The 25,278-nt window shown below is 68.4% G+C and carries 29 protein-coding genes; 6 read left to right on the forward strand and 23 right to left on the reverse strand.

Features of this window, described 5'->3' with window-relative positions; translation table 11 throughout:
- Positions 1–276: 276 nt before the first annotated feature.
- The 11 genes from FM051_RS35170 to FM051_RS35220 all read right to left on the reverse strand — a co-directional run bounded on the left by FM051_RS35170 (position 277) and on the right by FM051_RS35220 (position 9,351).
- Positions 277–1,152: a hypothetical protein gene (locus FM051_RS35170; RefSeq protein WP_158851113.1), complete on the reverse strand. Its 876-nt coding sequence runs from the start codon at positions 1,150–1,152 to the stop codon at positions 277–279.
- A 29-nt stretch (positions 1,153–1,181) separates the two neighbouring features.
- The gene (locus FM051_RS35175; RefSeq protein ID WP_158851115.1) at positions 1,182–1,928 is read right to left on the reverse strand and encodes an HAD family hydrolase; all 747 of its coding nucleotides are present in this window, start codon (positions 1,926–1,928) and stop codon (positions 1,182–1,184) included.
- On the reverse strand, positions 1,925–2,647 hold the full coding sequence (locus FM051_RS35180) for a beta/alpha barrel domain-containing protein (RefSeq protein WP_158851117.1): 723 nt from the start codon (positions 2,645–2,647) through the stop codon (positions 1,925–1,927). The genes FM051_RS35175 and FM051_RS35180 overlap by 4 nt, the downstream gene beginning before the upstream one ends.
- A complete protein-coding gene (locus tag FM051_RS35185; protein WP_158851119.1) occupies positions 2,631–3,563 on the reverse strand; it encodes a sugar phosphate isomerase/epimerase family protein in 933 nt (310 codons plus the stop codon). Before FM051_RS35185 ends, FM051_RS35180 begins: the two co-directional genes overlap by 17 nt.
- A 50-nt stretch (positions 3,564–3,613) precedes the next feature.
- Positions 3,614–4,066, reverse strand: a complete 453-nt coding sequence (locus tag FM051_RS35190) for a nucleoside 2-deoxyribosyltransferase (RefSeq protein WP_158851121.1) — start codon at positions 4,064–4,066, stop codon at positions 3,614–3,616.
- A gap of 33 nt (positions 4,067–4,099) precedes the next feature.
- Positions 4,100–4,813: a 7-cyano-7-deazaguanine synthase gene (locus tag FM051_RS35195; protein WP_158851123.1), complete on the reverse strand. Its 714-nt coding sequence runs from the start codon at positions 4,811–4,813 to the stop codon at positions 4,100–4,102.
- A complete protein-coding gene (locus FM051_RS35200; RefSeq protein WP_158851125.1) occupies positions 4,810–5,562 on the reverse strand; it encodes a hypothetical protein in 753 nt (250 codons plus the stop codon). Before FM051_RS35200 ends, FM051_RS35195 begins: the two co-directional genes overlap by 4 nt.
- On the reverse strand, positions 5,552–6,301 hold the full coding sequence (locus FM051_RS35205; protein ID WP_274383835.1) for a 7-carboxy-7-deazaguanine synthase QueE: 750 nt from the start codon (positions 6,299–6,301) through the stop codon (positions 5,552–5,554). The genes FM051_RS35200 and FM051_RS35205 overlap by 11 nt, the downstream gene beginning before the upstream one ends.
- On the reverse strand, positions 6,262–7,011 hold the full coding sequence (locus tag FM051_RS50870; RefSeq protein ID WP_202919185.1) for a 6-carboxytetrahydropterin synthase: 750 nt from the start codon (positions 7,009–7,011) through the stop codon (positions 6,262–6,264). Before FM051_RS50870 ends, FM051_RS35205 begins: the two co-directional genes overlap by 40 nt.
- Positions 7,012–7,145: 134 nt before the next feature.
- Positions 7,146–8,003 carry an AAA family ATPase gene (locus FM051_RS35215; protein WP_158851129.1) on the reverse strand — a complete coding sequence of 286 codons (858 nt, stop codon included), beginning with the start codon at positions 8,001–8,003 and terminating at the stop codon, positions 7,146–7,148.
- Entirely contained in the window at positions 7,993–9,351 is a 1,359-nt protein-coding gene (locus tag FM051_RS35220; RefSeq protein ID WP_238412884.1) for an NsdA family TPR-like regulatory protein, read from the reverse strand. Before FM051_RS35220 ends, FM051_RS35215 begins: the two co-directional genes overlap by 11 nt.
- Before the next feature lie 399 nt (positions 9,352–9,750).
- On the opposite strand from FM051_RS35220, the gene FM051_RS35225 reads away from it, so the two are divergent.
- From FM051_RS35225 to FM051_RS35250, 6 genes are all read left to right on the forward strand, one after another.
- Positions 9,751–11,034: a helix-turn-helix domain-containing protein gene (locus FM051_RS35225; protein WP_158851134.1), complete on the forward strand. Its 1,284-nt coding sequence runs from the start codon at positions 9,751–9,753 to the stop codon at positions 11,032–11,034.
- A 14-nt stretch (positions 11,035–11,048) separates the two neighbouring features.
- Positions 11,049–11,408, forward strand: a complete 360-nt coding sequence (locus FM051_RS35230; protein WP_158851136.1) for a hypothetical protein — start codon at positions 11,049–11,051, stop codon at positions 11,406–11,408.
- Positions 11,409–11,485: 77 nt separating this feature from the next.
- The gene (locus FM051_RS35235; protein ID WP_158851138.1) at positions 11,486–12,790 is read left to right on the forward strand and encodes a helix-turn-helix domain-containing protein; all 1,305 of its coding nucleotides are present in this window, start codon (positions 11,486–11,488) and stop codon (positions 12,788–12,790) included.
- The gene (locus FM051_RS35240; protein ID WP_158851140.1) at positions 12,783–13,691 is read left to right on the forward strand and encodes a phosphotransferase enzyme family protein; all 909 of its coding nucleotides are present in this window, start codon (positions 12,783–12,785) and stop codon (positions 13,689–13,691) included. Before FM051_RS35235 ends, FM051_RS35240 begins: the two co-directional genes overlap by 8 nt.
- Before the next feature lie 50 nt (positions 13,692–13,741).
- Positions 13,742–14,983 (forward strand): helix-turn-helix domain-containing protein, encoded by a 1,242-nt coding sequence (locus FM051_RS35245; protein WP_238412885.1) that lies wholly within the window; start codon positions 13,742–13,744, stop codon positions 14,981–14,983.
- Complete coding sequence (locus FM051_RS35250; RefSeq protein ID WP_158851142.1) at positions 14,980–15,543, forward strand: flavoprotein; 564 nt, start codon at positions 14,980–14,982, stop codon at positions 15,541–15,543. The genes FM051_RS35245 and FM051_RS35250 overlap by 4 nt, the downstream gene beginning before the upstream one ends.
- Before the next feature lie 18 nt (positions 15,544–15,561).
- Here FM051_RS35250 and FM051_RS35255 read toward each other — a convergent pair whose 3' ends face one another.
- The 12 genes from FM051_RS35255 to FM051_RS35310 all read right to left on the reverse strand — a co-directional run bounded on the left by FM051_RS35255 (position 15,562) and on the right by FM051_RS35310 (position 24,442).
- A complete protein-coding gene (locus tag FM051_RS35255; protein ID WP_238412886.1) occupies positions 15,562–16,191 on the reverse strand; it encodes a PIG-L deacetylase family protein in 630 nt (209 codons plus the stop codon).
- A 5-nt stretch (positions 16,192–16,196) separates the two neighbouring features.
- The gene (locus FM051_RS35260) at positions 16,197–17,051 is read right to left on the reverse strand and encodes a 5'-3' exonuclease (protein ID WP_158851144.1); all 855 of its coding nucleotides are present in this window, start codon (positions 17,049–17,051) and stop codon (positions 16,197–16,199) included.
- A complete protein-coding gene (locus tag FM051_RS35265) occupies positions 17,051–18,169 on the reverse strand; it encodes a glycosyltransferase family 4 protein (RefSeq protein WP_238412887.1) in 1,119 nt (372 codons plus the stop codon). Before FM051_RS35265 ends, FM051_RS35260 begins: the two co-directional genes overlap by 1 nt.
- Positions 18,170–18,182: 13 nt before the next feature.
- Positions 18,183–18,752, reverse strand: a complete 570-nt coding sequence (locus FM051_RS35270) for a phosphoribosyltransferase (RefSeq protein ID WP_158851148.1) — start codon at positions 18,750–18,752, stop codon at positions 18,183–18,185.
- Positions 18,749–19,726: a radical SAM protein gene (locus tag FM051_RS35275; protein ID WP_158851150.1), complete on the reverse strand. Its 978-nt coding sequence runs from the start codon at positions 19,724–19,726 to the stop codon at positions 18,749–18,751. Before FM051_RS35275 ends, FM051_RS35270 begins: the two co-directional genes overlap by 4 nt.
- Complete coding sequence (locus FM051_RS35280) at positions 19,723–20,787, reverse strand: glycosyltransferase family 2 protein (protein WP_238412888.1); 1,065 nt, start codon at positions 20,785–20,787, stop codon at positions 19,723–19,725. The genes FM051_RS35275 and FM051_RS35280 overlap by 4 nt, the downstream gene beginning before the upstream one ends.
- The gene (locus FM051_RS35285) at positions 20,772–21,242 is read right to left on the reverse strand and encodes a DUF6884 domain-containing protein (protein ID WP_158851152.1); all 471 of its coding nucleotides are present in this window, start codon (positions 21,240–21,242) and stop codon (positions 20,772–20,774) included. The genes FM051_RS35280 and FM051_RS35285 overlap by 16 nt, the downstream gene beginning before the upstream one ends.
- Positions 21,239–21,796: a formylglycine-generating enzyme family protein gene (locus tag FM051_RS35290; protein WP_158851220.1), complete on the reverse strand. Its 558-nt coding sequence runs from the start codon at positions 21,794–21,796 to the stop codon at positions 21,239–21,241. Before FM051_RS35290 ends, FM051_RS35285 begins: the two co-directional genes overlap by 4 nt.
- 5 nt (positions 21,797–21,801) lie before the next feature.
- Positions 21,802–22,500, reverse strand: coding sequence for a reverse transcriptase domain-containing protein (locus tag FM051_RS35295; protein ID WP_238412889.1), 699 nt, complete (start codon positions 22,498–22,500; stop codon positions 21,802–21,804).
- A 281-nt stretch (positions 22,501–22,781) separates the two neighbouring features.
- Positions 22,782–23,486 (reverse strand): 7-cyano-7-deazaguanine synthase QueC, encoded by a 705-nt coding sequence (gene queC / locus FM051_RS35300; protein WP_158851154.1) that lies wholly within the window; start codon positions 23,484–23,486, stop codon positions 22,782–22,784.
- Positions 23,487–23,488: 2 nt separating this feature from the next.
- Complete coding sequence (locus FM051_RS35305) at positions 23,489–23,971, reverse strand: hypothetical protein (RefSeq protein ID WP_158851156.1); 483 nt, start codon at positions 23,969–23,971, stop codon at positions 23,489–23,491.
- A 225-nt stretch (positions 23,972–24,196) separates the two neighbouring features.
- Entirely contained in the window at positions 24,197–24,442 is a 246-nt protein-coding gene (locus FM051_RS35310; protein WP_158851158.1) for a hypothetical protein, read from the reverse strand.
- Positions 24,443–25,278 lie beyond the last annotated feature (836 nt).

Raw genomic sequence — 25,278 nt, forward strand, 5'->3', positions numbered from 1 at the left:
CGTCGTCATCGATCCCACGGACACGTACCCGATCTGCCACTCACCCAGCCTGACGGACACGCACCGCCCGGAACAGGACCCGCGCGGCGTGTCACGTCAGGGCGAACGTTGCCTGATGCGGCACTAGTTCGCTGCGGTCGGCGCGCAGGGTGACGCTCGCCGGTCCTTGGGTGAAGCGGCGCGTCGCGCAGGTGGGCGCGGTGTAGCCGATCAGGGGCTGTAGTGGGCAGAAGACGTTGGTGAGCGCGGGTTGGCCGGGGTATTTGTGTGAGCTCGTCATGACGCCGTGGCGGGGATCGGACGGTTGCCGAAGTGCGCGGCGTGCTGCTGCAACCGGGCCAGTTCGGCGGCCGGGGCGTGACGGTAGAGCGCGGCCAATCCGGAGGGCATCAGCAGGCCCTCGGCCCAGTTCGGGGACTCACCGCGCCGCAAAGGCCGCTCGGTGAGCTCACGTCTGGAGCCGACCACGGCGATCTTCGAGGCCGTGCGCGCGATGGTCAGCTCGGGCGCTGGGGCCGCTCGGTACTTCAGGTCGCTGTCGACTGCCTCCCGGCTGGTGTGTCCGTTCAGCAGGTCGGCGACGTCGGTGTAGATGTTGAACACCGCCGCCGGAGCGTCGAGCACAACGGTCAGGTGCCAGGCACCGAACGGGATGACGACGTGATCACCAGCACGGCACACATGGTAGTCCATTGTGGAGTTTCCGTTGTCGTCGATGTTGGTGTGCAGCATGAGAACCCGTCCGGACAGGCACTGGAAGATTTCGACCTGTGCCGGGGTGTTCCAGTGGCCGAGCGACCGGCCAAGTTCCGGGCTGCCACCGAGGTTCGCGGCGGTGTAGACGACGAGGTCGGCGAACCAGGCGTGCGTGCCTTCCGCGCCGTCGATCGGCTGGCCGGTCTTGGGTCGGGGCGCGGCGATGTCGCGGTAAGCGAGGTAGAGCTGGGGGTCGATGCCACGATTGAGCATCGCGCGCACCTCGTCGGGGTAGACCAGGTAGACCGATCCGTCGGCGTCGGCACCCGTCAGCAGATCGCGGAGGTGGCGGGCCCGGCCTTCGCGGGCTGATGCCGCGACGAGCAGGTCCAGACCGCTCGGCGGCAGCGGGCGAGGAGAGACACGGGCCGTGGGGATGTCCAGCGGCGTGATCATCAAACGGGTTCCTCGGATCGGCGGTGGGTTCAGGAGCAGGTGGCCAGGACGGCGTCAGGCATCTGGTCGAGGCTGGTGATGTCCTGTACGCCGGTGGGGCAGGGTTTGCCACGCGGGTTGAACAGCACCGCGCGGCATCCGGCGTTCAGCGCGCCGTGGATGTCGGTGGTCAGGCTGTTGCCGACGTGCACGACCCGGTCCAGGTCCGCGCCCGCAGCGGCGGCGACCGCGACGAACATCTCCCGGCGGGGCTTGGCCAGCCCGACGTCGGACGAGAAGACGGTTTCGTCGAACACCGTGGCCAGGTCGTGGTCGTCGAGGATGAGCCGGGACACCGACGCCGGGGTGGCGAGTGTGTTGGAGGTCAGCACGAGCCGGGCGCCGGCCTGCCGCAGCGTCCAGAGCGCACTGTGCGCGCCAGGGATGAGGTCGGGGCACGCCCGCAGGACCGCGTGGGTGTGCGGGACGAGCAGGGTGTCGACCAGCCGCGTGTCCGGGGACAGGCCCATGACGGTGAGCATCTGCTCGACTTGGCCGCGTACCGGAGGTTGTTCGCCGGTTGTGCGTTGACGTTGCTGGGTGTCCGCGCGCACGGCGAGGATCGCCTCACGGACCTGGTCGTCGGGTAGGTCGTGGCCGAACTCGGCGAGCACGATCTCGAACTCGCGGATCCGCCAGGCGGCTTCGGCCTCGCGGTCGCCGTAAGTGATCAGCGTTCCCCACAGGTCGACGCTGACCACCCAGCTCTCCAACGGGCCTGCCGCGGCCGGAGTCACGTTCGCTCCTCGGCGCGCTGTCCGTCGGACGCCGGATCGCGCCGCTGGTTGTGCAGCCAGGTGGTGGTGGCAGCGAGGTCGTCGCTGCCCAGCAGCAGCGATCCGGCGACTACGGCGTCGGCGCCAGCGGCGGCGAGCGCGGGAACGGTGTTCCTGCGGATGCCGCCGTCGGCGATGACGGGAAGCTGGTCTCGGCCGGTGCTTGCGGCCAGTGCCCGCAGATGCCGGACGCGATCCGGCGCGGCCGGGTCCATCGCGGTGCCCTTGGTACCCAGCGGCGTGCCGATGAGGACCACGAAGTCGACGTCGTCGAGGTACGCGGCGACGGTGTCGACGGGTGTGTCCAGGCGCAACGCGAGGCCAGCGGCACCGCCCAGCGCGCGGATCGTCTGCAGGGCCTCGCTGACGTCATTGGCCTCCGCGTGCACGGACAACAGGTCCACTCCGGCACGGGCGAAGTCCTCAACCAGGGGCAGAGCGCGCTCGGCCATGACGTGGACGTGGAACGGCACCTCCGTGTGCTGGCGTAGCGCCGCGACGAGGTCGGGGAAGAACAGCGGGCTGGGCACGAAGCGGGTGTCGGAGGCGTCGATGTGAAAGACGTCGGCGTGCGGGGTCAGCCGGGTGACCTCCGCGCCCAGGTGCGCCAGGTCGGCCGACCACAGCGACACCTCGACCGCGAGCCGGTCGCGCGGGTACAGCTCAGCCAGCCGCAGCATTGCGGACCACCTGGTCGTCTGCGGAGGCGGGGAAGTGGGCGCGGCAGTGTTCGACGGAGCTGGCGATCAGCTTCAGCACCTCGGCGGTGTTGTCCTCGAACCGCGGGTAGACCTCCAGGATCACCGAGATGTCGGCCAGGTCGTTGTCGGTCAGGCAGGCTGCGAGCGCGCCGACGTCGAAGGTGCCCTGCGGGTGCGGCCAGCCCCAATGCGGGTCGCCGTGGCCGTCGGTGTTGTCCAGGTGGATCTGCCGGATGCGCGAGCCGAGATTGTGAATCCAGCTCTCCATCCCGGCGTCGGCGCCGTGCAGCCGTTGGAACAGCGCGTGCCCGGTGTCCAGCGTGAGCCCCACGTTGTCAATCCCGCGCCCGCGAAGGGTGTTCAGCAGGGTCTGGCAGTGGTCGATATAGGCCGGGTACTCCCGCAGGATCGGGGTCGGCTCGACCAGCAGTTCGCGCACTCCGCTGTCGGCGGCGCGACGGGCGAGTCGTTCGAGGTGGTCGACGAGTTCGTTCTGGCGGTCGGCTCGGCGGTCGGGATCGGCGGCGTCAGCCTCACTGATCGTGCCCATCGGGCCGCCGACCGCCGGAGCGCCGAGTTCGGCGGTGAGGTCGATGGCGCGGTGCCACCAGGTCAGGGCGGCGGAGCGGGCGTCGGCGTCCGGGTCGAGCAGGCCGCTGGGCACGTAGTGGGCCAGCCCGACGAAGCACGAGTCGATGATCAGGTCGTGGGCCGCGGCGGCGTCGCGCACCCGGCGGGCCAGCCGGGCGCGTTGGTCGTCGGGCCACCAGGGGTCAAGCAGGTCGAAGGTGAACTGCACCCGATCGAGGCCGAGCTCTTCGCGGACGAACGCGGCCCAGCGTTCCGGTTCCGGCATCCGCTTGACGGCGAAGCAGAGGTTGACGCCCAGGGGCATGGCAAGGCTCCTTGTCGGATCGGTGATGTGTCGAGCGGAAGGGGGTTCGGTCAGCGGGCGGGCGTGAGCGCGTCGAGGTGGGCGCGCAGCAGGGTGCTCAGCTCGTCGATCGAGCGTGCGATGCCGCCGTTGAGGGAGTAGTCGATCATCAGGTTGTTGGAGTCGGTGCCGCCGAAGCGGCGTGAATCGGTCTGCAGGCCGAAGCAGTCCGCGCCGCGGGCGCGGGCCATGCCGAGTTCCACGCAGCCGCCCTCGTCGGGGACGCGGCCGTCCAGGATGAACACGAAGATCGCGCACTCGGTGATCGCGGCGCAGTCCAGCTCGTAGAGCCGGCGCCGGACGGTGTCCTCGTCCAGGCCCTGGCGGACCAAGGGGGCGGCTTCGCCGCCGTCGCGCTGGGGCAGAAAGGTGTCGAGGCCGAGGGCGCGTACCGCGGCGTCAACTTGGAGGTTGAACCCTTTCTCCGCGTCGCAGAACAATGGTGCGGCGATGTATGCCTTCATGGGCATGCTCCTCGAAGGTCGGCAGGGGGTTGGTCAGCTCGCCACGGCCGCGCCGACGGTGGCCAGCGCGGCGAAGAACTCGTGCGCTCGGTGGTCGGGGTAGCGGCCCTCGCGCATGGCCGGGATGTAGAACTCGCGGACCCGATCCCAGGTCCAGGGCTGCTGCTCGAACTCGGCTTCGACGCCGTTGTTGACCAGGGACGTCCAGCGGCGCAGGCAACTGGGGCATCGGCCGCAATGCACGGTGCTGCCGTCGGTGCGGCTGCAGGAGAACGTGAGCAGCAGGTGGTCGACCGGCAGGCCCTGCGCGAGGTACCAGGCGATGATCTCGGTCTTGGTCATGTCCCAGAATGGGCTGTCGACGCGGAGCAATCGCTCCGAGAAACGGGCGATGAACCGGCCCATGTCGGCGAACGCTTCGCGGCTCTTGTCCAGGGTGTGGTCGCCCTTGACGCCGATGCACCACACCGTTTCCGCGCGGTTGGCCGCGAGCATCGCCAGGTGCACGTTGCGCAGCGGGATGATCGCGTCCTCGGCCTCCCACGCCCCGAGCCGGAGTTCGTCGCTGATCTCGACCTCGATCCCGGCGGCGTCGGCGAGCGCGGCGATGGCGGCGCGTTCCTGGCTGGCGTAGCGGTGACCGAGGTCGAAGTAGAGGCTCGGTGGGCGGCCGAGGTAGTGCCAGGCAGGGTAGGAGTCCAACCCGGCGGAGAACAACAGGACCTCTGGGATCCGGTTCTCGGTCATCGCAACGCTCCTGTCTGGGTGTGCAGCACGGGCGAGAGCAGTTCGTCGATCTCGGCCAGCACGCTCGGCGTGGTGCGGGCGCCGACCCGGATCCGCCGGATGCGGTCGGGGAGGGCGTCGGCGAGCAGGCGGTAGGCGTGGCTGTAGCCAGGCAGGAACAACAGCCGCTCCACCGAGCCGGGGTTGCCGCCGCCGCGGCCACGGGCGATGGCACGTTCGCGGGCCAGCGGCCAGGGCATTTCCAGCCACAGCGCGACATCGGGGTGCAGGAACCACGGTGCGGCGACCGCTCGGACCTGCTTCAGCAGCAGCGCCGGATCCACGTCGGGGTGTTGTTCGGTCAGCACCGCCAAGGCGTAGGCGAGCTTGGAGTACACGCCGTGGTCGACGACCACGACGTCGTGCTCCGCCAGCGCCGGCCGGTAGAGGACGCGGTGGTTGTAGGACTCCCGGCACAACCGCAGCAGGACGTCAACCGTGGCGTGGTGCGGCGCGGCGTAGCCGCCGAGGCCGTCGCGGCGGCGCAGCGGCGCGTTGTCGAGCATGTCCGACAGGCGTTCGACGACGCCGTGGCGGGGCCCGTAGTGCAGGACGCATGTCGAGAACCCGGCGGCGGTCAGCCGCTCGCCCAGCGCGGTGGCGGTCGTGGTCTTCCCTGTGCCCCAGATCCCTTCGACGGTGATCAGCACACCGCGGGCGGCCTCATAGGGCTGCGGGTCGGGCCGACCGGCGACAAGGTCAACGGCCACGCTGGTCTCCCCAGACGAGCACGTGCAGCCGCGTGGTGAGGTGGAAGCCCCGCTCAATGGCCGGGTCGGCGATCTCGGCCAGCCGCCTCGTGACCTCCTCGGCGGTCCGGCCTTCGGGCATTACGTACACCGGTGTCAGATCGTGGTTGGCAACGAGTTCGGTGATTTCGTCGAGGTCGGCAATGCTGGAGACGACGAACTTGAACACGGCCCGGCCGCTGGCCGCGAAGTGGCCGAGCACGCGGCCCTTGATCCGCTTCGAGGTCGGCATCCCGACGCCGAAGCTCGACAACTTCGGCGACACGTTGAACCGGGTGACAGATGTGAGCAGGTCCGGTGCGGGCGCGATCGTGCCGTTCGTCTCGATCTCCACCTGCAGCCCGGCGTCCACGAGCCCCTGCACGAGTGCGACGAGGCGGCGCTGCTGGACCAGCGGCTCGCCGCCCGTGATCACCACGAGGTCGACCGGCTGCGCCGTCGCCCAGGCCAGTAGATCGTTGATCGAGTTGACGGTGCCTTCGGCGTCCAAGTCGAACCGGGCACCGTCCCAGGTGTAGGGCGTGTCGCAGTCTTCGCAGGTCAGGTTGCAGTTCATCAGGCGGATGAACACGGCCCGACGCCCGATCGACGGACCTTCGCCTTGCACGGTCGGGCCGAACTTCTCCGCGACGAGCAGCTCGTCGTCGGCCAGTGTGATCGTCACCGGCCGCTCCGCTCGTCCTGGGTGAACTCGGCCCATCGGCGCGGCGACTCCCAGACGCGAACCGCCTGGACCGCAGCGGCCTCTCTCGCGTTGGCCTGGCCGAGGGTCCGGGCATACAGGTGCTCGGCAAGCAGTTCCGACGTCGGCTGGAACTCGAGCACGGCGTTCAGGTCGCGGTGGTCCAGGTGACGGTCGAGATACTCGGCGAGCAGGGCGCGGAGCCTGGCGCGGCGGCGGGGACTCGTCTGTCGGTCCAGCCGGAGGTCCACCCGATAAGAGTGGCCGTGAGGCCGGCCGCACTTGTGTCCGTCAGGCAGGCCCTCCAGGTGGTGGGCAGCCTCAAAGGTGAACGATTCGTCATCGACGCGCTGGTGCGCCCCGGTGGTTGCGCCGAAGTCGACGTGGACGGCGTGGAGCTGCTTCCCGCGCTCGGGTGGCATGTGGGCCAGGAACCACGCGGTGATGTGCTGGGCGAGCGCGTCGGTGGTGGTGTCGAACGTGAACAAGGCGTTGAGGTCGCGATGGTCCAGTTCGCGCTTGAGATACTCACCGACGGGGGCGAGTTCGGCGTAGTCCGCCACGAAACCGGGTGCCCGCAGTTCGGTGTCGGTGAGCTGGACCTCGACGGTGAAGGTGTGACCGTGGGGTCGCGCGGCCTTGTTCTCGGCGTCGGGCAGATTGGTGAGGTGGTGCGCCGCGGCGAACGAGAAGCTGCCGTCGCCGATGCAGTAGCGTCCCCGAGCCACGTCGCTCACCGCGACTCGGGTTGAGCTCGCTGGATGGGCCTCACGGTCCGTCCTTTCATGGTGGCTGCTTGTGATCCAGCTCATGGAATCGTGATGTGGATCGCGGCGGGAGGGCTCACGAGGGGGCTCACGAATCACCTGGCGTCTGGCGGCGTGCGCTCCCAGCCGTCCTGCCGGGCGACAAGGTGGATGGGCAGGCAGTGTGGTAGCTGTACGCGCAACTCTGCGCCGACCTGCGTGCGGACCTGCGTGTTCGCCAACGCAGTCCGCGCGGTGAGTGCCATATCGGCGGCAACGCGAGCGATAAAGTCCCAGGTCGGCCGTGCTTCGGCGAGAACCGCGGGGTGACGTCGAAGTTCGTCGGCAGGGTGCCGAAATACCCATACGCGCGGGCGGAGCTGCTCGACCTCAAACCAGCGATCCGGGTCAGGATCGTCAGGAAAGGCGTGCTCGAACCTAATTGACTCCGCTTGCTCAGTGCTGAGACGAAACACTGCGAAGTAGCCCTCGTCGTCGATGCTGCGCAGCGTCTGCTCCAACAGATCAGAATTCTGAGAGAGGACGTCATCGCGGATGATGCTCGCCCGATTGTCAATGCGCTCTCGACACCACTCCGCGCTGGCGGTGAACACAAGGGCAATCGCAGGTGTCTCAAACTTCGTTGCTATGTCGAGGAGTTCCGCACGCTGATCGCTGCGTAGGTTCGTAGAGTCAACCACGGTGGTGACCCTGTTCCGGAGGCGCTGGCGGAGCATGTCGAGCAGTTGCTTGCGTGCCGCAGAACTGTTCGACTGACTGGCTGGGTCGTTGCACATTCGGGCACGAAACTCATCCATTGAAAGAATCTCAACGGGGGCGAAGTGTCGGTGTGCAAGGGTACTTTTACCGCTTCCCTGCAAGCCTACAAGAATTACCAGGGCAGGGTTCGGAAGGTCGATATGAAGGGCTCCGGAGGTCTTCACGAGCGGGTTCTTTCCGTAGTCAGGTCGCATGGATCGCGCTTTTTACTCGACGTGTCAACTCGACCACGCCAGGTTCGGTGCGCCAGCGTGACATTCGGGAGATCAGGGCATTGAGGTAGTCCACGGCGCGGGCCGAGCTGACGACGGCGAGAGCGGACACGGCGCGGTGACCGTGGTCTAGAGCGTGTTCGAGGTCGGGCCGGTATTCCTGTAAGTAGGTGCTGCCTAGGACGCTTTGGCGGATGGCGTACGCCCTGGCGAAGGTGTCGGTCGGCATCTCGGCGAACGTGTTCCAGCGCAGTGCTGCGCGCGGTCGACCGAGATCACGCTGGATCTCGACCGCATCGGAGGCGAGCCGGCGCTCATCGAAGAAGTCGATCCAGGCCGGATCGTCCCCGGTGCAGGAGTTGGCGGCGTCGAGCAGGCGCTCCGCTGCGGCGAGCGCACCGTCGGCCATGCGTGCGTTTCCGCTGCGTGCCCAGATCCGGGCCTCGATCAGCTTGAAGAAGCCCTTCACCCGCGGTGTGGCGTGCCCGCCGACGCGGTGAAACGCACTGTCGGCCATGTCGATCGCGTCGTCGTGGAATCCGCCGAGGCTGCACTGCAGGGCCATGCAGATCAGCACGTAGCCGCCGAGCGGGACATCACCCGCTGCGCGGGCCTGGCGCAGCGCCTGGATGTAGTGCCGTTGGGCGTTGACGTGGTCACCGTTGTCGAATGCAGTCCATCCGGCGAGCCGAGCGAGCTGCGCCGTGGCCGTGAACAGCTGGCGCCCGACGGAGTCGCTGTAGGAGCCGTGCAGCAGCGGGGCCGCGCGTTCCTTGAGGCAGACGGTGAGCTGAGACGTGCGCCAGTTCCCACCGCCGTAACGGGAATCCCACTGCCGGGCCTGTTCAGCTGTTTCAAGCAGTTCGACGACATCGGCTTTCCCGACGCGCCGGAAGGCTGCGGGTGACCGCGAGGCGGCGGTGTCGTCGACGGGTAGCGTGAGCCAGCGGCGGACCGGGGTGTTGTAGTTGGCGACGGCGACGCCAGGGCTGCGGCGGACGTCGCGCCGGTCCACCTGGCTCCAGAACCTGGTCGCGACTTGCACAGCCGTGCCGAGCTCACGCGGGAACTCCAAGCCGATACTCGAGTCGGCGTCAGAATCATGGTCCAGGTCGATCTCAGCCAGGCCGACCGGGCGCCCGAGGCGTTCTGCAAGGACTTGGGCAATGAGCGGGCGCACCGCCTGGGCTGGCCGCGTTCCCCTCTTCATCCAGTTCGTCCAACTGGTGTGGGTGTAGTGCGTCTCCAGACCGGCGGTCTCCGCGAGCTGGTTGAGCCGGAAAGCCAACGACTTCTTCGCCGCACCGGATGCCTCGACCAGACGGGTCAAGGCGAGGTTGGGCTGAGGTGTGGAGCTCACGGACCACGGTGGGCCGAGCGCTCCCGCCAGCACACCCGCGAGTGGAATCCCGTCGACGTGGAGGGCGGTCTCACCACCACTCACCCCTCAGCGGCACGTCCCGGTGAAAACGGTTCCGGATACCCAGGCTGCGCCGAAGTGGAAGCCCTCCCGGACCGCAGCGAGGCCAGTCAACGCTCGGTGATCAACGACAGCCAGAGCGCCGATGGGGCGGCAACAAGGCGACAATGAGGCGTCACCACTCCTGACCTGCGCAAACGACTTTTTCTGAGGTGGTAGTCCGAACGGGTGCAGCTCGCCGAGCGGGTGATCAGTCTTGACCGGTAGCTGGTTATCGTGGCAGGTGACCAACAGTGCGAGGTGGTGTTCATGGGCAACCGGCGAGATGCCTTCGCCGCGCGGCGTGAGCAGATGGGCTACACCCAGGAGAGCTTTGGGGCGGCAGTGGGGGTGGAGTTCTCCACCGTCGGACGCTGGGAACGGGGCGACCTGACCCCGCAGCCGTATCGCCGCCGACGTATCGCCAAGGCGCTCGGTGTGAACCTCGACGAGTTGGGTGCGTTGCTCACGCCACCCCGGCAGACTTCTACCGTTGCCGTTGTACCACCCGACCCTGCGGAGGCCGACGACATGAACCGTCGAGACCTGCTGCGCTTGTTCAGCATGACGGGCGCGTTGCTCGCCCTGCCTGCTGACGAGACGGCCCTCGGCGACGTCGACCGGCTCGCCGCCGCGGCTCACACCGGCATGGTGGACACGGCCGGGGCGGCAGAGTTCGCCCAACTCAACTCCCACCTCTGGCGCGTGTATGCCCTGTCGCCGACCAAGGCCCAGGTACTGCCGCTGGTGCGGGCCCAACTCGACGTGCTCACCGACTCCCTACGCCGACCGCAGACACCAGCGATTCGGCGGCGGCTGTGCGAGCTGACCGCCGACCTCTTCCAGTTGGCTGGCGAGATCTTCTTTGACGGCGACCGGTACACCGACGCCGCCCACTGCTACGCGCTGGCGGCGACAGCGGGCAAGGAGGCCGCCGCTTCCGACCTGTGGGCCTGCGCGCTGACCAGGCACGCCTTCATCGCCGTGTACGAGCGCCGGTTCTCCGAAGCCGCACCCGTGCTCGACTTGGCCGCCACGCTCGCCCGCCGAGGCGACTCCGGCCTGTCGACCCGCCACTGGGTCGCCGTCGTGCAGGCCGAGACCTTCGCCGGCCTCGGCGACCTCGACTCCTGCCAACGCGCCCTCGACACCGCTGCGGAGGTCCAGCACCTACAGGGCCCGGTACACAACGGCGGCTGGCTCCGGTTTGACGGCTCGCGCTTGGCCGAGGAACGCGGTACCTGTTACGTCACGCTGGGCCGCCACGACCTAGCCGAAGCCGCCCTGGTTGACGCCCTGCAGGGCACATTGACCGCCCGCCGGAAAGCAGGCGTCCTGACCGACCTGGCAATGATCGGGGTGCACCGCCGCGACCCAGACCAGGTCGTCACCTACGCCGACACCGTGCTGGCCGCCGCCCGCCAGACGGGCTCCGGGGTCATCGCACGGAAGCTGCGCGTTCTACAGCCATACCTCGTCCCCTTGCTTAACCACCAACAGATCCAGCGACTCGATGCCGAGATCACCGACCTCGTCGGCAACCGCGCCGCGTGATGGAGGACAACCGAATGCACAACGACCGTGGCCGCGTGTTCCGCGAGGCATGGATCGCCGGAGTCACTAAGCATTACCCCGGAGAGCCGAAGCCCGGCTACATCACGCCGTGGGACCAGACCCCGGACTGGGAACGGGACGCCGCGACTGCCGTGTACGACCAGGTCCTTGCCTTCATCAAGGCCACCGATGGCGCCACCTCCAAGCTCACCCCAGACCAGAAAGGCCGCTTTGTGGCGCTGTGCTGGATCGGTCAGATCTTCAAGCATTTCCCTGAGCCGAAGCCGTCGTACGTCGCGGACTGGGACGACTTGCCGGACTGGCAGAAGGCGACGGACATCGACATCTTCGAGCGCATCGAACAAGACGCCTGACCTTGCGGCGTCATAGGCGGACAGGCCGAGGCTGCTAACCCGACGAGGCCGACGGCTGAACAAGGTGGATGAGCGGCATGGGCAACAAGCGTGAGGCGCTCGCGGCTCGACGCGAGGCGATGGGCTTCACCCAAGAGAAACTGGCCACGGCCGTAGGTGTGGAGTTCTCCACGGTCGGACGGTGGGAACGCGGTACCTTGACGCCTCAGCCGTGGCGGCGCCCTCGAATCGCGAAAGCCCTGGACGTTTCACTCGACGAGTTGGACGTGTTGCTTGGACAACGTCCGGCCCAAGACTGGCAGCCGTTCACCGGGCCCGCGGCCTCGGGGCAAGCCCCGGCGACCTCCCTGGTGTCGAATCCGTCTGCCTCCGCGATCTCGGCGGCGTATGACCCCACCGCACGCGTCGACGTGGGAACGGTGCCGGCCACGTTCCTGGAATCACTCACCTTGACCGTGAAGTCGCCACGTCGGATCGGATGGGCCGAGGTCGAGCAGGTCAAGCTGATGACGGGCACGCTCGCCGCTAGTGAGAACCTCTACGGCGGCGGCATGGCGGGCGAGGCAGGGGCCGCACACCTGCGATGGGCCAGCCGCCTGCTGAGCGCACAGGCCAGCACAGCCGTTGAAGCGGGCATGTTCGAAGCGGTCGGAAATTTGGCGGGAGTTGTCGCGTTCTCAGCCTTCGACGTCGGTAACCATGACGCCGCAGCGCGATGCTTCCGGTTCGGCCTGTGGTGCGCCGAGCAGGGCGGCTCGTGGGAACTGCGTGCAGCGACCCTCGCCGACATGGCCCGCCAAGCCATCTACCTGGGCAACCTGGACGAGGCCCTGTCGTTGATCGAGTTCGCCCAGGTCCGAGCTGACCGGCTCACCGCCACCGCGAGGGCAATGATCGGCGTTGTCCGCGCTCGATTGCTGGCGATGCTGGGCCGCCATGACGAAGCACGAGCCGACGTAGACCGCGCCGACATGCACTTCGCCCACCGGCAAGTGGCCACCAACCCGCCCTGGCTCGTCTATTACGACGAGGCCGAACACGCAGGTAGCAGCGCGCGAGCACTTACTCCGCTCGCGGTGGCGGGCAAGCGGCCGGGCGATGCCGCCGAACGCCTCGAAACCGCGATCCGACTGCACAGCGATGCCTATCCGCGCTCACGAACATTCTCCAGGACCCGCTTGGCTACTTTGCACATGACGATCGGTGACCCACGTGAAGCCGTCGACATCGGACGGCAGGCCATCGCTGACGCCGCGATGTTGAACTCTCGGCGGATGGATGAGGAACTCTCCAAGCTGATGCGGGCGTGCAAACGTCACCGGTCGATCCCGGAAGTGGCCGTACTCTCGGACTTCGTGGCATCGGCTATGAGCGATGTCTGATGTGGACACCGATGCGGTTCTGTCCAGAAATCCACGCGAGGTGCTGGCAGTAGCGGGCAGCAAAGCAGGTGTGCCAACCGCGGAAGCCACACTGATCCGTGACGGCACCAACGTGCTCTACCGGTTGACCGGTGAGGTCGTCGCTCGCGTTGGCCCTCCGGGGTCTCAACGTGTCGCAGCCCGTCAGGTCCGTGCCTCGCACTGGTTGGCCGAGGTTGGGATCCCCGTCGTGCGTGCCCTCGACAACATCGACCAGCCCACGATTGTCGGGGATCGGCCCGTCACATGGTGGGTAGAGCTGCCCGAACATCGCCACGCCACGCCCGCCGAACTAGGCGCAGTACTGGCACGACTTCACGCCCTGGAAATACCAGAAGCGCCCTCCTTCTCCGTTGTCGACCCCTTCGAGGGCCTGCGCGACTCAATCGACGGCGGAAACGCCCTGCCGGAAGCTGACCGGGCCTGGCTTCGAGATCTCACGGAGCGGCTGCACAAAGAGTACTTGGCGCTCGTTCCGGGACTACCTCAGTGCGTCATCCACGGCGATGCATGGCAGGGCAACGTCGTTGTCCCCAGCGCGGGCGGCGCCCCAGTGTTGCTGGATCTCGACCATATCGGGATCGGGCCTCGTGAGTGGGACCTGGTCTCGTTGGCCGTCGATTACACCGACTTCGCCCGGATCGCGGACTTGGATTACCAGGCATTCGTGGACGCTTACGGCGGTTACGACATGACCGCGTTGCCTGGCTATCGCACCCTGGCGACGATCAGAGAACTACGTTGGACAGTCTTCGTCCTCGGCAAAGCCAATGCCAACCCGGAAGCAGCCGAACAGGTACGACACCGGGTGGCCTGTTTGCGGGGCGAAATCAGTCGACCGTGGTCGTGGTCGGCGTTTTGAGTCGGCGACCTCCGACTTACTCGTACATCGAACATCCGAGGTGGTAAACGTTGGACCGACGACAGGAACTCGCGGCTCGACGTGAGGCGATGGGCTTCACACAGGAATCGCTTGCGCAGAAGATCGGTGTCGAAGCCTCAACCGTCGGTCGATGGGAACGTGGCACGCTCACGCCACAACCGTGGCGTCGGCTGAGAATCGCATCGGAACTCAAGCTCTCGCTCGCTGAGCTCGACACACTACTTAACCCCTCGACATCCGGCGCCGCGCCTACCGAGGCCATGATCAGTCGACGTGAAATCATGCGGGATACAGCCCTGCTAACGGGTACGGTGCTTGCACACCGTTGGCTCGCCGCGCCTGACAGCGTCGCCGAAGCCAGCTCCGATGGAGTTGCTGCTCTGCAAGATCTGTCCTCGACAACGGCCGCTGTGACGAGGTTGCACGAGACCTATCAAGCCGCTCGATACGCCGAGGTCGCCAGCGCGCTGTCCACTGTCGCAGACGCCATAACTGCGTTGATGTCCACCAGTCGGGGACAAGAACGACGCCAAGCTCTGATCCTGCGATGCAGTACCGCAGTGGTGGAAGCGAAGCTGGCAACCAAAACAGGTGACGGTGCGGCGGCACGTGTCGCCGCCGAACGTGCGAAAGCGGCTGCCGACGAAGCCGACGATCCGTTCGGACAGGCTAGTGCGGCGTACCAGATGACCTGCGCCTTGCTCAAGCTTGATCAAGCCGCCGTTGCAGAGGAACTCGCGGTCGGTGCTGCTGCAACCGTGACCGGCGATGACCCTCGCCGCATCAGTCGGGCGGGCGCGCTGACGTTGATCGCGGCGATCATCGCAGCCAGGCGAAACGACCTCGCCACTGCCCGTGGCAGGCTGGAGACGGCACAACGGCTGGCAGACCGGCTCGGACGAGACGCCAACGTCGGCTATACCGCGTTTGGCCCCACTAACGTCACCATTCACCGCATGTCGGCGGCCGTGGCCCTGGACGACCCGTACCAACTGCTCGCCATCAGCGAACGACTCGATCCCACTCGTATGCCCACAGGATTGCGCGGCCGGCGAGCCCAGTTCCACCTCGACAGCGCCTGGGCACACACGCAGATCGACGAAGATGCCCTTGCAGTGCTGCACTTGCTGGAAACCGATCGCATCGCGCCCGAGATCGTTTACACCAGTCGTACAGCCCACAACCTCATCCGAGACCTGATGGCACGTGAACGGCGTCGTGAGGTGCCCGGCCTGCGCGAACTGGCAATCCGTACCGGAGTGGCGGCGTGAGCCAGAACCGCGGCTCTGTCTACCTCGTAGTAACGGGCGCGCCGCCGGTGCTACGGATCGACGAGTTCGTCACCCTGCTGTCCAAGCAGGGATGGAGGGTGTCGTTGATCGCTACTCCCACTGCGGCCTCGTGGATCGACCTCGACGCACTCGCTGCCGAAGCTGGCTGCTTGGCGCGGGTGACAGCACGCCCACCAGGCGAACAGGACTCGCTGCCGACAGCAGATCTCGTCATCGCCGCGCCGCTGACGTTCAACTCCCTCAACAAGTGGGCTGCGGGTATCAGCGACTGTGTGGCTCTGGGCGTGTTGAACGAGTTGCTCGGCGCCGAGATACCGATCATCGCTGCACCGTGCGTGAAAGCGTTGCTGCGCAAGCATCCTGCGTACGCTGACAGCGTGGAACGCCTGACACAGTGCGGAGTGGTCATGCTTGACCCCGATGCGGTCACCACCCGCGCCGAGGACGGGCTGGCCACCTTCGACTGGACACAGATCCTGTCAGCCGTGACCGCGAACACCAGCGGCGAATCGTCGACCGGTTCACCGTCCGCCACATGATCGCAGGGCCGGTCGAGGTCACAGGGCTGCAGCGGCGGGCAGGCGGCCGAGGACGGGTAGTGGGACGAAGTTCTCGGCGTGCGTGACGCCGATGCGGATGCCCCACAGGCGGGCGAGGGTCTCGGCCATCGGGCCGAAGTGCTCGTCGATGGGTTGCGAGGCGTGTGCGGCCAGGGCGCGTTGCTTGGTGGTCCAGGTGCTGCTGATGTCGACGATGGTGTGCGCGGGGATGGTGCCGTCGAGGGTGAGGCCGTTGTAGGTGTCGGCGGTGTAGACGCGACGAGGATGCCCGGTGGTGATGACCACCTCGGGCAGTGCGTCGAGCAGGGCTTCGGCGATCCGTCGGTGGTCGGCGTGCACGTCGCGCAGCGGGTGGGTGATGACGACCTCGGGGCGGGACTCGAGCAGCAGCTCGCGCAGGGCCGCCGCAGTGGGCTGCTCGATCTGGTAGAGCCCGGCGCCGAGTACGGCCGCCCCAGCGGCGGCCTCGGCGGCGCGCGGTTCGGGATGGCGCGGGACGGCGATGGTGACGGCGGCCCCGGCGGCGGCGCACAGGGCCAGCGTGCCCCCGGCCCACAGTTCGGCGTCGTCGGGGTGGGCCATCACGGTGAGCACGGAGCCGGGCGCGGCGAAGGCGGGCGTGGTCACGGGGTTCACCAGAGCCCGAGCTTGTCAATGACCTCGGCAGGCTTGGGCAGGGACCGGCTCGGCCGGCCAGTCGGTAGCAGCGGAAGGTCGAGGTCGACACGCATCCTGATGAGGTCCCGCCACGAGAGGATCTGGTCCCAGGCGTTGGTCACGGCCGTGCCTTTCGCACCGGTCAGCCGTCCGGAGTCGGGGAGCTGGTCGAGGGCGAGCCCGCCTTGGAGCAGCTTGGCAGCGGTGCGCGCGCCGATGCCCTTCACACCGGGGATGTTGTCGGAGGCGTCGCCTTTGAGCGCGCAGAAGTCCGGCCATTGCGGCGGGGTGACCTCGTGGCGGGCGAGGACCTCGGCGGGGCCGATGTGGCGGCGGCCTCGGTTCATCCCGGTGTTGAGCACCAGGACGTTGTCGGTGACCAGTTGGTAGAAGTCGCGGTCGCCGGACATGATCCACACCGGCCGCTCGGGTTCGTCCCGGCCTGTGGTGGCGACGAGGGTGGCGATCACGTCGTCGGCTTCGGCGGTGTCGATCTCGATCCAGGCCAGGTCGTAGGCGGTCAGGGCGTCCTGGACGTGCGGAATCGCCCGGATGGGCTTGAGTGCGGCCTCGTCCACGACCCGGTTGGCCTTGTAGTCGCCGTCGGTGGTCTGGCGTTCGGCCGCGCCGTGCTGGCCGTCGAACACCACGAGCACCTCGGGCGGAGCGGAGAACTCCTCGCGGATGGCCACGCGCAGTAGCGCGAAGAAGGCGAACTCGGCCGTGAGCTCGCGGGTCTTGTCACGGGAGTAGATGGCGGCGGGAAATCCGAACGCGCCACGCCAGAGCAGGTTGTGGCCGTCTACCAGCAGGAGAGGGACAGCGGACATCACCGCACCGCCTTCACGAAGTCTTGGGCGACTGTGGTGGGCAGATAGTCCCGCGAGCGGTAGTACGCAGCCCTTGATAGCGCTGCGTAGCGTAGCGGATCGTCGAGCAGGAGTTCGGCAGCACGCCAGAGACCGAATTCGCCGTGCGCGCGGGGCACGATGATCCCGCCCGCGTCGTCGCCGGTACCGACGAGCGTGGGCAGGTTGCCCACGTCGAACGTGACGACCGGGGTGCCCGCGCTCATCGCCTCCAGCGCGACCAGTCCGAAGGTCTCCTTGGTCGAGGGCACGATGACCACAGCGGCCTCGGCCAGCCACGGCTGAACCTGATTCCAGCGCAAGCCGTCGTGGATGCTGCCCATCAGCAGGCGCGCGGCCGAGTGGGCGCAAAGCCGAAACTCGGCGGACTGCGCGCCGGGGGCCTGCTCGAACCCGGCCTCGGCGAGAACGACCTCGATGTGGCGTTCGATGAGGCGGCCGGCGTCGAGCAGGGCATGGACGTTCTTCTCCGGGCCGAGCCTGGCCAGCACCCGTACCGGCCCGTGAATCCGCAGCACCTCCCTGCGCTGATCGGTGGGCGGGGTCTGCTCGCCAAGCAGGGCGTTGGGCACGACCTGCCAGCGGGTGGTGTCATAGCTCCGGCCGTGCGCCTGGTCGAGGACCGTGGTCGACGGAGCGATCACCACGTCGGCGCGCTTCAGCGCGGGTAGCAGGTCCTCGTCGTGACCGACGACGTGCATCGCGAGCACCGACCTCACGCCGCGGCAGAGCGGGGCCAGTCGCCCGAGGCCCCACAGGGCGTCGACGTACACGGCGACGTCGACGCGGTGGCGGCGGTACAGGTGTCGGAGGTCGGCGGCGATGATCTGGTCTTGGCCGTGGGCGCTGATCGCGTCCCGCAGCTCTTCGTCGTCGGCCGGGAAGGTGACCCCGACCGAGCCGAGCACGACGACGTCCTCGTCGATCGCCTCGCCCGTGGCCTGCTCGCGCTCGGTGGCGGTGATGATCAGGGCTCGGTGCCCGAGCTGGCGCAGCCCGTGAGCGAGGGCGGCGGTGGCGCGTTCCATCCCGGCCGGGGCGTCTCGGGTGTAGGAGGCCAGGACGAACGCGACGGTCAACGGTTTGTCGTGGTCAGGCATGGCGGGTCACCTGCTCGGGCATCGGCATGGTGGTGATGGGCTTGTCGGGGCGTTTCTCCCAGGGGAAACTGACCCAGTCCGACACCGTCCAGACCGAGTAGTCAGGTCGGGTCTGCGCGCCGCTGTTGAGACATAGGGTCGCGGTGATCAGGCGGGCGTCCGGAGTGAGCACTGGGGTGAGCACGTTGCGGAGCTTGTGCAGGGTGGCGCCGCTGCCGCAGATGTCGTCGACGACCAGGACCGTGCCGCCGAGTTTCTTTCGTCCCAGGGTGCGGCGAAAGGCGTCGAACTCGACGCTCACCTTGCCGGTGGCCTGCCGGTAGATGGCGTCGTCGGCGTTGTGGCTGGCCTGCACCGTCCGACCTTTCACACCGAACCGACCGGCGAGAATGCGAGCTGGTGCGACGCCGCCATCGGCGATCCCGATGACGTGGTCGATCTGCGGGTGGTCGCGTTGGATGGCGGCGAACAGCAGGAGGCAGGCTTCGCGGAGGGCGTCGGGGGTGATCCGCCAGATCCGCTGGTGCTCGAAGACGCGTTGTGGGGTGCGGGTACGAGTCATGCCGAGCCGTCCCGTCCGGTCAGGACCAGGCTGGCGGGTCCGGTCAGCGGGCGCAGCGGGCTGATGGCGGTGGTGTCGTGGGTGTTTCGCCAGACCTGTCCGTCGGCGCGCACGACGGTGAACCCGGCGGCGTCGGCATGGGTACGCAGCCGGACCGCGACCGGTGCCGGATGCAGCCCGGTGACCAGGTCGTGGGCTTCGTCGTCGGGTAGCTGCTCGGCGTCGGCGAGGGCGGCACCTTCGCCGATGGGCAGGTACTGCAGGAAGGTCACGCCGTGGACGCCGAGCCGGTCGGCCAGCTCGACCACGGCGGGCAGGTGCGGCGCGGTGGAACGCATGAGCACGGTCTGGATCTGGGTGGGGATGCCGTGCGCGACAGCGGCGCGGATACCGGACACCGCTTTGGTGAACGACCCGCCGCCGCGCCAGCGGTCGTGCCGTTCGGCGTCGGGGCCGTCCAGGCTGACCCGGATCGCGTCGACTCGGCTGGCGAGCGCCTTGGCGCGGCTGACGAGCTGGGTGCCGTTGGTGGTGACGCTGACCGCGCAGCCGCCGTCGACGAGCACGTCGAGCAGGGCGCCGAGTTCGCGGATGAGCAGCGGTTCGCCACCGGAGATGTCGACGCCGAGCACGCCGGAGGACGCCAGCGTGGCGGCGACCTCGGTTCGTGGACCGCGGCCCAGCTCGGGGACGGTCTTGTCGTCCAGGCAGTGAAGGCAGGACAGGTTGCAGCGCACGATGGGCGACCAGCACACGCTGACCGGCATCCAGTCGCCCAGTTCGCCGGGGTGCAGCTCGGGCAGGTCCGCGATGCCCTGCGAGGTCAGAGCGGTGCGTCCGGCGAGGACGGGCTGGTCGAGGCGGTGGGTCTGGCCGGTGAGCGGGTCGTAGACGACGCCGATCCCGCCGCGCGTGCCGGTGGCGACCGTGCGGCGCACCGAGCCGCGGGCAGTGGTCGCGGAGGTCGTGGTCATGGGCGTACCTCGCAGTGGGTGAGCAGGTCGGTCATGGCGGCGATGAAGTGCTCGGCCCGGCCTCTGGGGGCGGGCAGGTCCAGCAGGGCCCGGTAGCGGGCGAGGGTGTGCGGCCAGCCGGCGAGCTTGTGCTGCCACTGCTCGGCGGCGTCGGGAGGGTCGAGGTGGAACCCGACGACCTGGCGCAGCGGGATGACCAGCAGCCCGGCGGCGATCAGACAGGCCCCGAGGTAGGTGTCCTCCATGCCCCAGCCGAGGCGGGAGAACTCCGCGTCGAACCCGCCGACCTCCAGCACTGCGGCCCGGGGCACCGCGACCAGGGCGGTGACGACCATGCGGGGCAGGTCCCAGTCGTAGTAGCGCTGCCCGTAGCCGAGGTCGATGAACTCGTGGGTGTCGTCCAGCGGACGTCCGTCGAGCGGCTCGGGCAGGGTGATCCCGCTGTAGGGCAGCACTGTGTTCGGCGGTGGTCGCCACACGACCCGATGGTCCGCGCCGAGGTGCGGGACGCGCGCGAGGACGGCGGGGTCGCGGGAGTGGACCTCGTAGCGCAGGTTGTGGCGGAACCCGACCAGCACGCTGGTGTCGGTGGCGCGCGTAGCGATGTCGGTGATCACGTGCGGCGGGAGCACCATGTCGCCGTCGAGGTACAGCACGGTCTGCCCGCCCGCGACCGCCGTGCCGACGTTGCGGGAGGTGGCCGCACCCATTCGCTGCGGCAGCCGCACGAACCGGTCAACCACCCGATGCCGGACGGCGACCTCGGCGGTGTCGTCGGTGCTGGCGTCGTCGACGACGATGACCTCGAACCGGTGGCGGTGGTGCTGGGCCTCCAGGGCGTCGAGCACGGTGGGCAGGCAGTAGCCGACCTGGTGGGCGGGGATGACCACCGAGACGGTGCGCGACGGCGCGAGCCAGCAGTCCGAGGGGGTGGGCTGGTGCCAGCCGAGCCCGTCGGCGACCGCCTCCCAGGCGTGGGTGCTGGACGTGTGGTTGTTGCCGTGCCGCAGCAGTTCTTCCCGCAGCGGCACGGGCTGGGCGTCGGTCACAGCCAACCCCACCGGGTCAGCACAACGCTCGCGCCGCTCCAATCGGATGGTTCCGGCAGCAGCGTCAACCCGAGCGGGGGCACGTAGTCGAACAGGCAGGCTGCGGCGGTCAGGTAGAGCGGTTCCAACACGACCAGGACCTGTCGCAGTGTCGGGGCGGCCAGGTCGGCGGCCAACCGTGCGGAGACGCGCTCCTGGAGACGTTCCGCCTCGCCGAGGCTGCGCAGCTTGTGGTCGTAGGTGCCGATCGGCTCGTCGGGGTGCAGCAGACCGTGCTCGGCGGACAGGATCCTGATCCGCGACCGGTAGACGTCTGCCAGGTGTTCCCGCAGATGTGGGACGAGCGCGCCCTGGTAGAGGTCCAGGGCCGGGACCGGTGTGGTGGTGACGGCCTTCTCCCGGCTGCAGGAGACGATGACCAGACCCTGGTCCGGCGTGAGCCGCGCGTCGTTGGTGGTGAGCCTCATGGCTGACGCACCACCCGGAACCCGATACCCGGCGAGGCGACTTCGGCGGGCGCGGCGTTGCGGAACGTGGTCCGCGCGTAGAGCGGGAGCGAGGCATAGGAGCCGCCGCGCAGCGTCACGCCGTTGCCCATCGTGGCGCGCAGAGTCCACTCCCACACATTGCCCGCCACGTCCAGCAGCCCCTCGGGCGTCGCCCCGGCGGGATGGGCGTCGACCGGGCTGGTGGCATCGAGCCCGCTGTCACGCAGGTTCGCCAACTCCGGGCACCACTCCTGATCGCCCCACGGCCAGCGCCGCCGCTGCGGCCCGCCCGCCATCCATTCCCATTCCGCCGAGGTCGGCAGCCGCCCGCCCAGGGCCCGCGCGACCAGGATCGCCTGGGCGTGGCTGATCCCGGTGACCGGGCGCAGGCCGTCCACGCCAGAACGCGCGCACCCCAGTTGCGCGTAGGTGACCGGAGCGCGTGTCCACAGCAGTGCACCGACCTCGACCGGCCGGGCGTCGTCGCCGAAGGCGCACGTTCCGCCGGGCACCTCGACCCACTCCACGTTCACTTCGCTCAACCCCCGATCAGGAAGAGGTCTTCGACGTTGGCCTGCGCGCGCACGCGACTCTTGGACTGGTTGGGGCGCAGGCCGAACTGGACGAGGGCCTCCGCGATGGTCGTGAAGGCGTCCTGCGCGTGGTCGCGGTCGCGGGCGAAGACCACGTAGTTGTCGGCGAAGCGGACCACCCGTAACCCGTCCAGCAGGGCGTCCACTCGCGACAGTCGAAGGTTGATCAGCATCGGGGCCAGTCCCGAACCTGGTGCGATCGGATGAGGCATCGCGGACAAGGCGGTACGCACCCGCGTAAGAAAGGTGCCGTCGTGGATGTGTGCGGCGCACCAGTCGACGACCTCCTCGACCGTCACACCGTCGGACACCGACGCCACATCGACATCGGCCACCATGCGGAATCCGGCCTCGGAGAAGGCCGCGGCCTGACGCAGAGCCGTCATGCGGTTGCGGCGAGGTCGGTAGCCCGACACCCAGTCCCGCAGCACACGGGCCTCCAGGATCGGCTCGATGGCGTTGCGCAGCACGCGATGCACGAGCCGATCGATCAGCGTGGGCACGCAGGCCACCATCGGCTTGCCCGTATAGGTCGGGAAGCGGATCTCACGTACCGGCCCTGGCCGCCACGTGCCCTCGGCCAACTGCTCGGCCAGAGCAGGCAGGAGTTCGCCGGAGCGTCGGCGCAACTCCGCCAGCGTCATCCGGTCAGCGCCGGGTGCCGAGGCGCGTCGGCCGCACTGCCGCAGCGCGGCCCGTAGATGCTTCTCGCCCAACAACGGCATCAGCGAGTGCGTCTGCACCGAGGTGGGTAGCGGCGCGCTGGGCGGGTCCGCTAGCGTCGTCGGTGCTTGGGCGGCAGGAACGATCCCCCGGTCACCGACGTCAGGCCCGCAACCCAACACGCGCAGGCTGTGACCAGGGGAAAGACGGCCCCGCTCAGGCCCCGACACTGCCGCGTCTACGTCCACGATCGCACTTCCCCTTACGCAGCCCGGTACACGGTGGGGTCGTCAATGTCGTTGTCGCGGAACGCTTCCCGGCGCTCGACACAGGTGCCGCATGTCCCGCAGTGCACCTCCTGGCCCCGATAGCACGACCACGTCCGCGCGAACGGCACCTCCAGCGCGATGCCGAGCCGCACGATGTCGGTCTTGCTCAGTGATAGGAACGGGGCGAGCACCTGGAACTCGGGCACCAGCAGGCCGTCGTTGGCCGCGTGGACGCTGCGGGCGAACCGCTCGACGAACTCCGGCCGGCAATCTGGGTACACGCTGTGGTCCCCGGCGTGCGCGCCGAAGGCCACCGCGTCGGCACGCGCCGCGATCGCGACCGAGACGGCGATGTCGAGCATGACCGCGTTGCGGTTGGGCACCACGGTGACGACCATCGACTCGTCGGTGTAGTGCCCGTTCGGCACGGCCACCGAGGCGTCCGTCAGCGCGGAGCCCGTCATCAGTGCGCCGAGGCTGGTCAGATCGATGATCTCGTGTCGGCTGTGGAGCAGCCGCGCGATCTCGGCGGCGTGGCGGAGTTCGACGCGGTGACGTTGTCCGTAGTCGAACGACAGCAGGGTCAGGCGGCTGTGCCGCGCGGCGAGCCAGTAGGCCAGCACGGTGGAGTCCAGTCCGCCGGAGGCGATCACGACCGTGTGCTCGGGGTGCCGGTGCTCGGCCTGGTCGATCGACATGATCACCACGCCCGCGAGGAGGCGGTGCGGCGGACGGCACCGACGACGGCACCCCACGGCGGCAGCTCCAGGTCGGCCTTGGGCTGCGCCAACCACCGCAGCTCGTCCTCGGCGGATCCGAAGGCAGGCAACACAATCGTGGACCCGACCTCCTTCCACCCGACCTGCAAGGAGACCAGATCGGCGATGGTGGATTCGCGCATCGTGGTGCGCGGCTGGGTGAGGAAGATCCAGTCGTCCGGTTTGCCGGGCACGACGATGATCGGCGCGCTCAGCATCGACCGGACGAGCTGGTGGTTGACCTCACCGCCGAACCCGGCCCGCATGATCAGCGCGTCCACCGTGTCGCCCAGACGCAGCCGGACCTCGCCCGTCGACGGGTCGATCGTGGTCGGCCAGCTCAGCAGGTCGGTGTAGTACTGCGACAGCGCGCTGGCGTCGACCGGCGCGCCCTGCTCGATTTCCGTTGCGGTGGCCGTGGTCATGGACGTGCTCCTTCGCGAGGGAGGGGTTGGTTCGGCGGAGCCGAAGTCCCGCAGGAAAGCTCCGGCCCCGCCGTGATCGAGGGGCGCGGCACTCGACGCCGCGCCGGATGCGCCGAACCAACGGCCGGCGCAAGAGAATCCGAATCAGACAACTCCAGGCAGCGCTCCGAACACGCCGTCAGACGGGAACCGGAGACGCTGGGGTGGACAGGACTCCGACCCGCCTCATGCGGCTTCGCTTTCTCGGATGAAGCCCAAGCCGTGCGTGCCGACCGTCTTCAGCGCATGCCGCAATACCGGTGAGGGAGGTTGATCCGGTTTCCGCCAATGCCTGCCGACACGAGACTCGGCACGGCAGTGCCTGCCAACACGAGGCGCGCTGGGACGCCGTCGCCGGAAGGCGCGGTATAGCAGGCAGCTCACGAACACCACGGCGGCGATCGCGGTGATCACCGGGGCCAGCGGGATCATGCGTACCCACCTCGCCGGGCGGGGATCGCGGCGGAACCAGGTATCGGGGTCGTGGTTCCGCCGCGACATGGCGGTGCGGCAGGGCGCCCCGCGACGGCTGGGGGACGGCCGTCGCCGTACTGCTGCACCGTGCTCGTCGTGCCGGTCTCCTCGGAGGGGCCAGATCCACCTGGCGCGGGCGTGGCGGCCACCTTCGTGGCCGTGGCGAAGACGGAGCGGAACTGCTCGGCCTCAGCAGCGTCGAGGGCGGCGGCCTCACCTGGGGGCGCCACCACCACGACCTCCGAGCCGCGCACGAGCACCTTCAGACTTCGAGGGCGGCCGGCGACATCGCGGCACGTCACCGCCCAAGGTCCGCGGTCGTTCATCGTGCGTCACCGCCTCGTGCGGTGGTCCAACTCCGTACCCACACCGGCTGCACGAGGAAACGCGGCACAGCGAGCTTTGTTTGTGGGCATCGCGAAACCGTAGGCTTCGCGAATCGCTGGGAGAGCGTCATCATCTACTCCGATAGTCAGCGAGTCCCGATTTACTTTTGTTCCGAACTTCTGCTACTCCTCATAGCGTCGAGCGTGTTGTTCGCTCGTCGGTCGAAACCGGGCGAGCGATCGGCGTTCCGGCGGCAACGGCGCTGGTAGAGCCGCTGTAAAACCCGCCAACGCAGCTAAACGTCCGGCGCGCGGAATGAACCAGAGCGACCACGCGGCGGCGATGGGGCGTCCAGGGGGCGGCAACTATCGTGACCTGCGGAAATGCCGATTCGGGGGAGGGTGTGCCGAATGGGTGAAACTTGGGCCACCGTGGGTATTCGCCGCTAAAAGGCGGGGCACGTTGGA

It is taken from the genome of Saccharothrix deserti (genome assembly GCF_009769385.1).
In the GTDB taxonomy this organism is placed as follows: Bacteria; Actinomycetota; Actinomycetes; order Mycobacteriales; family Pseudonocardiaceae; genus Actinosynnema; species Actinosynnema deserti.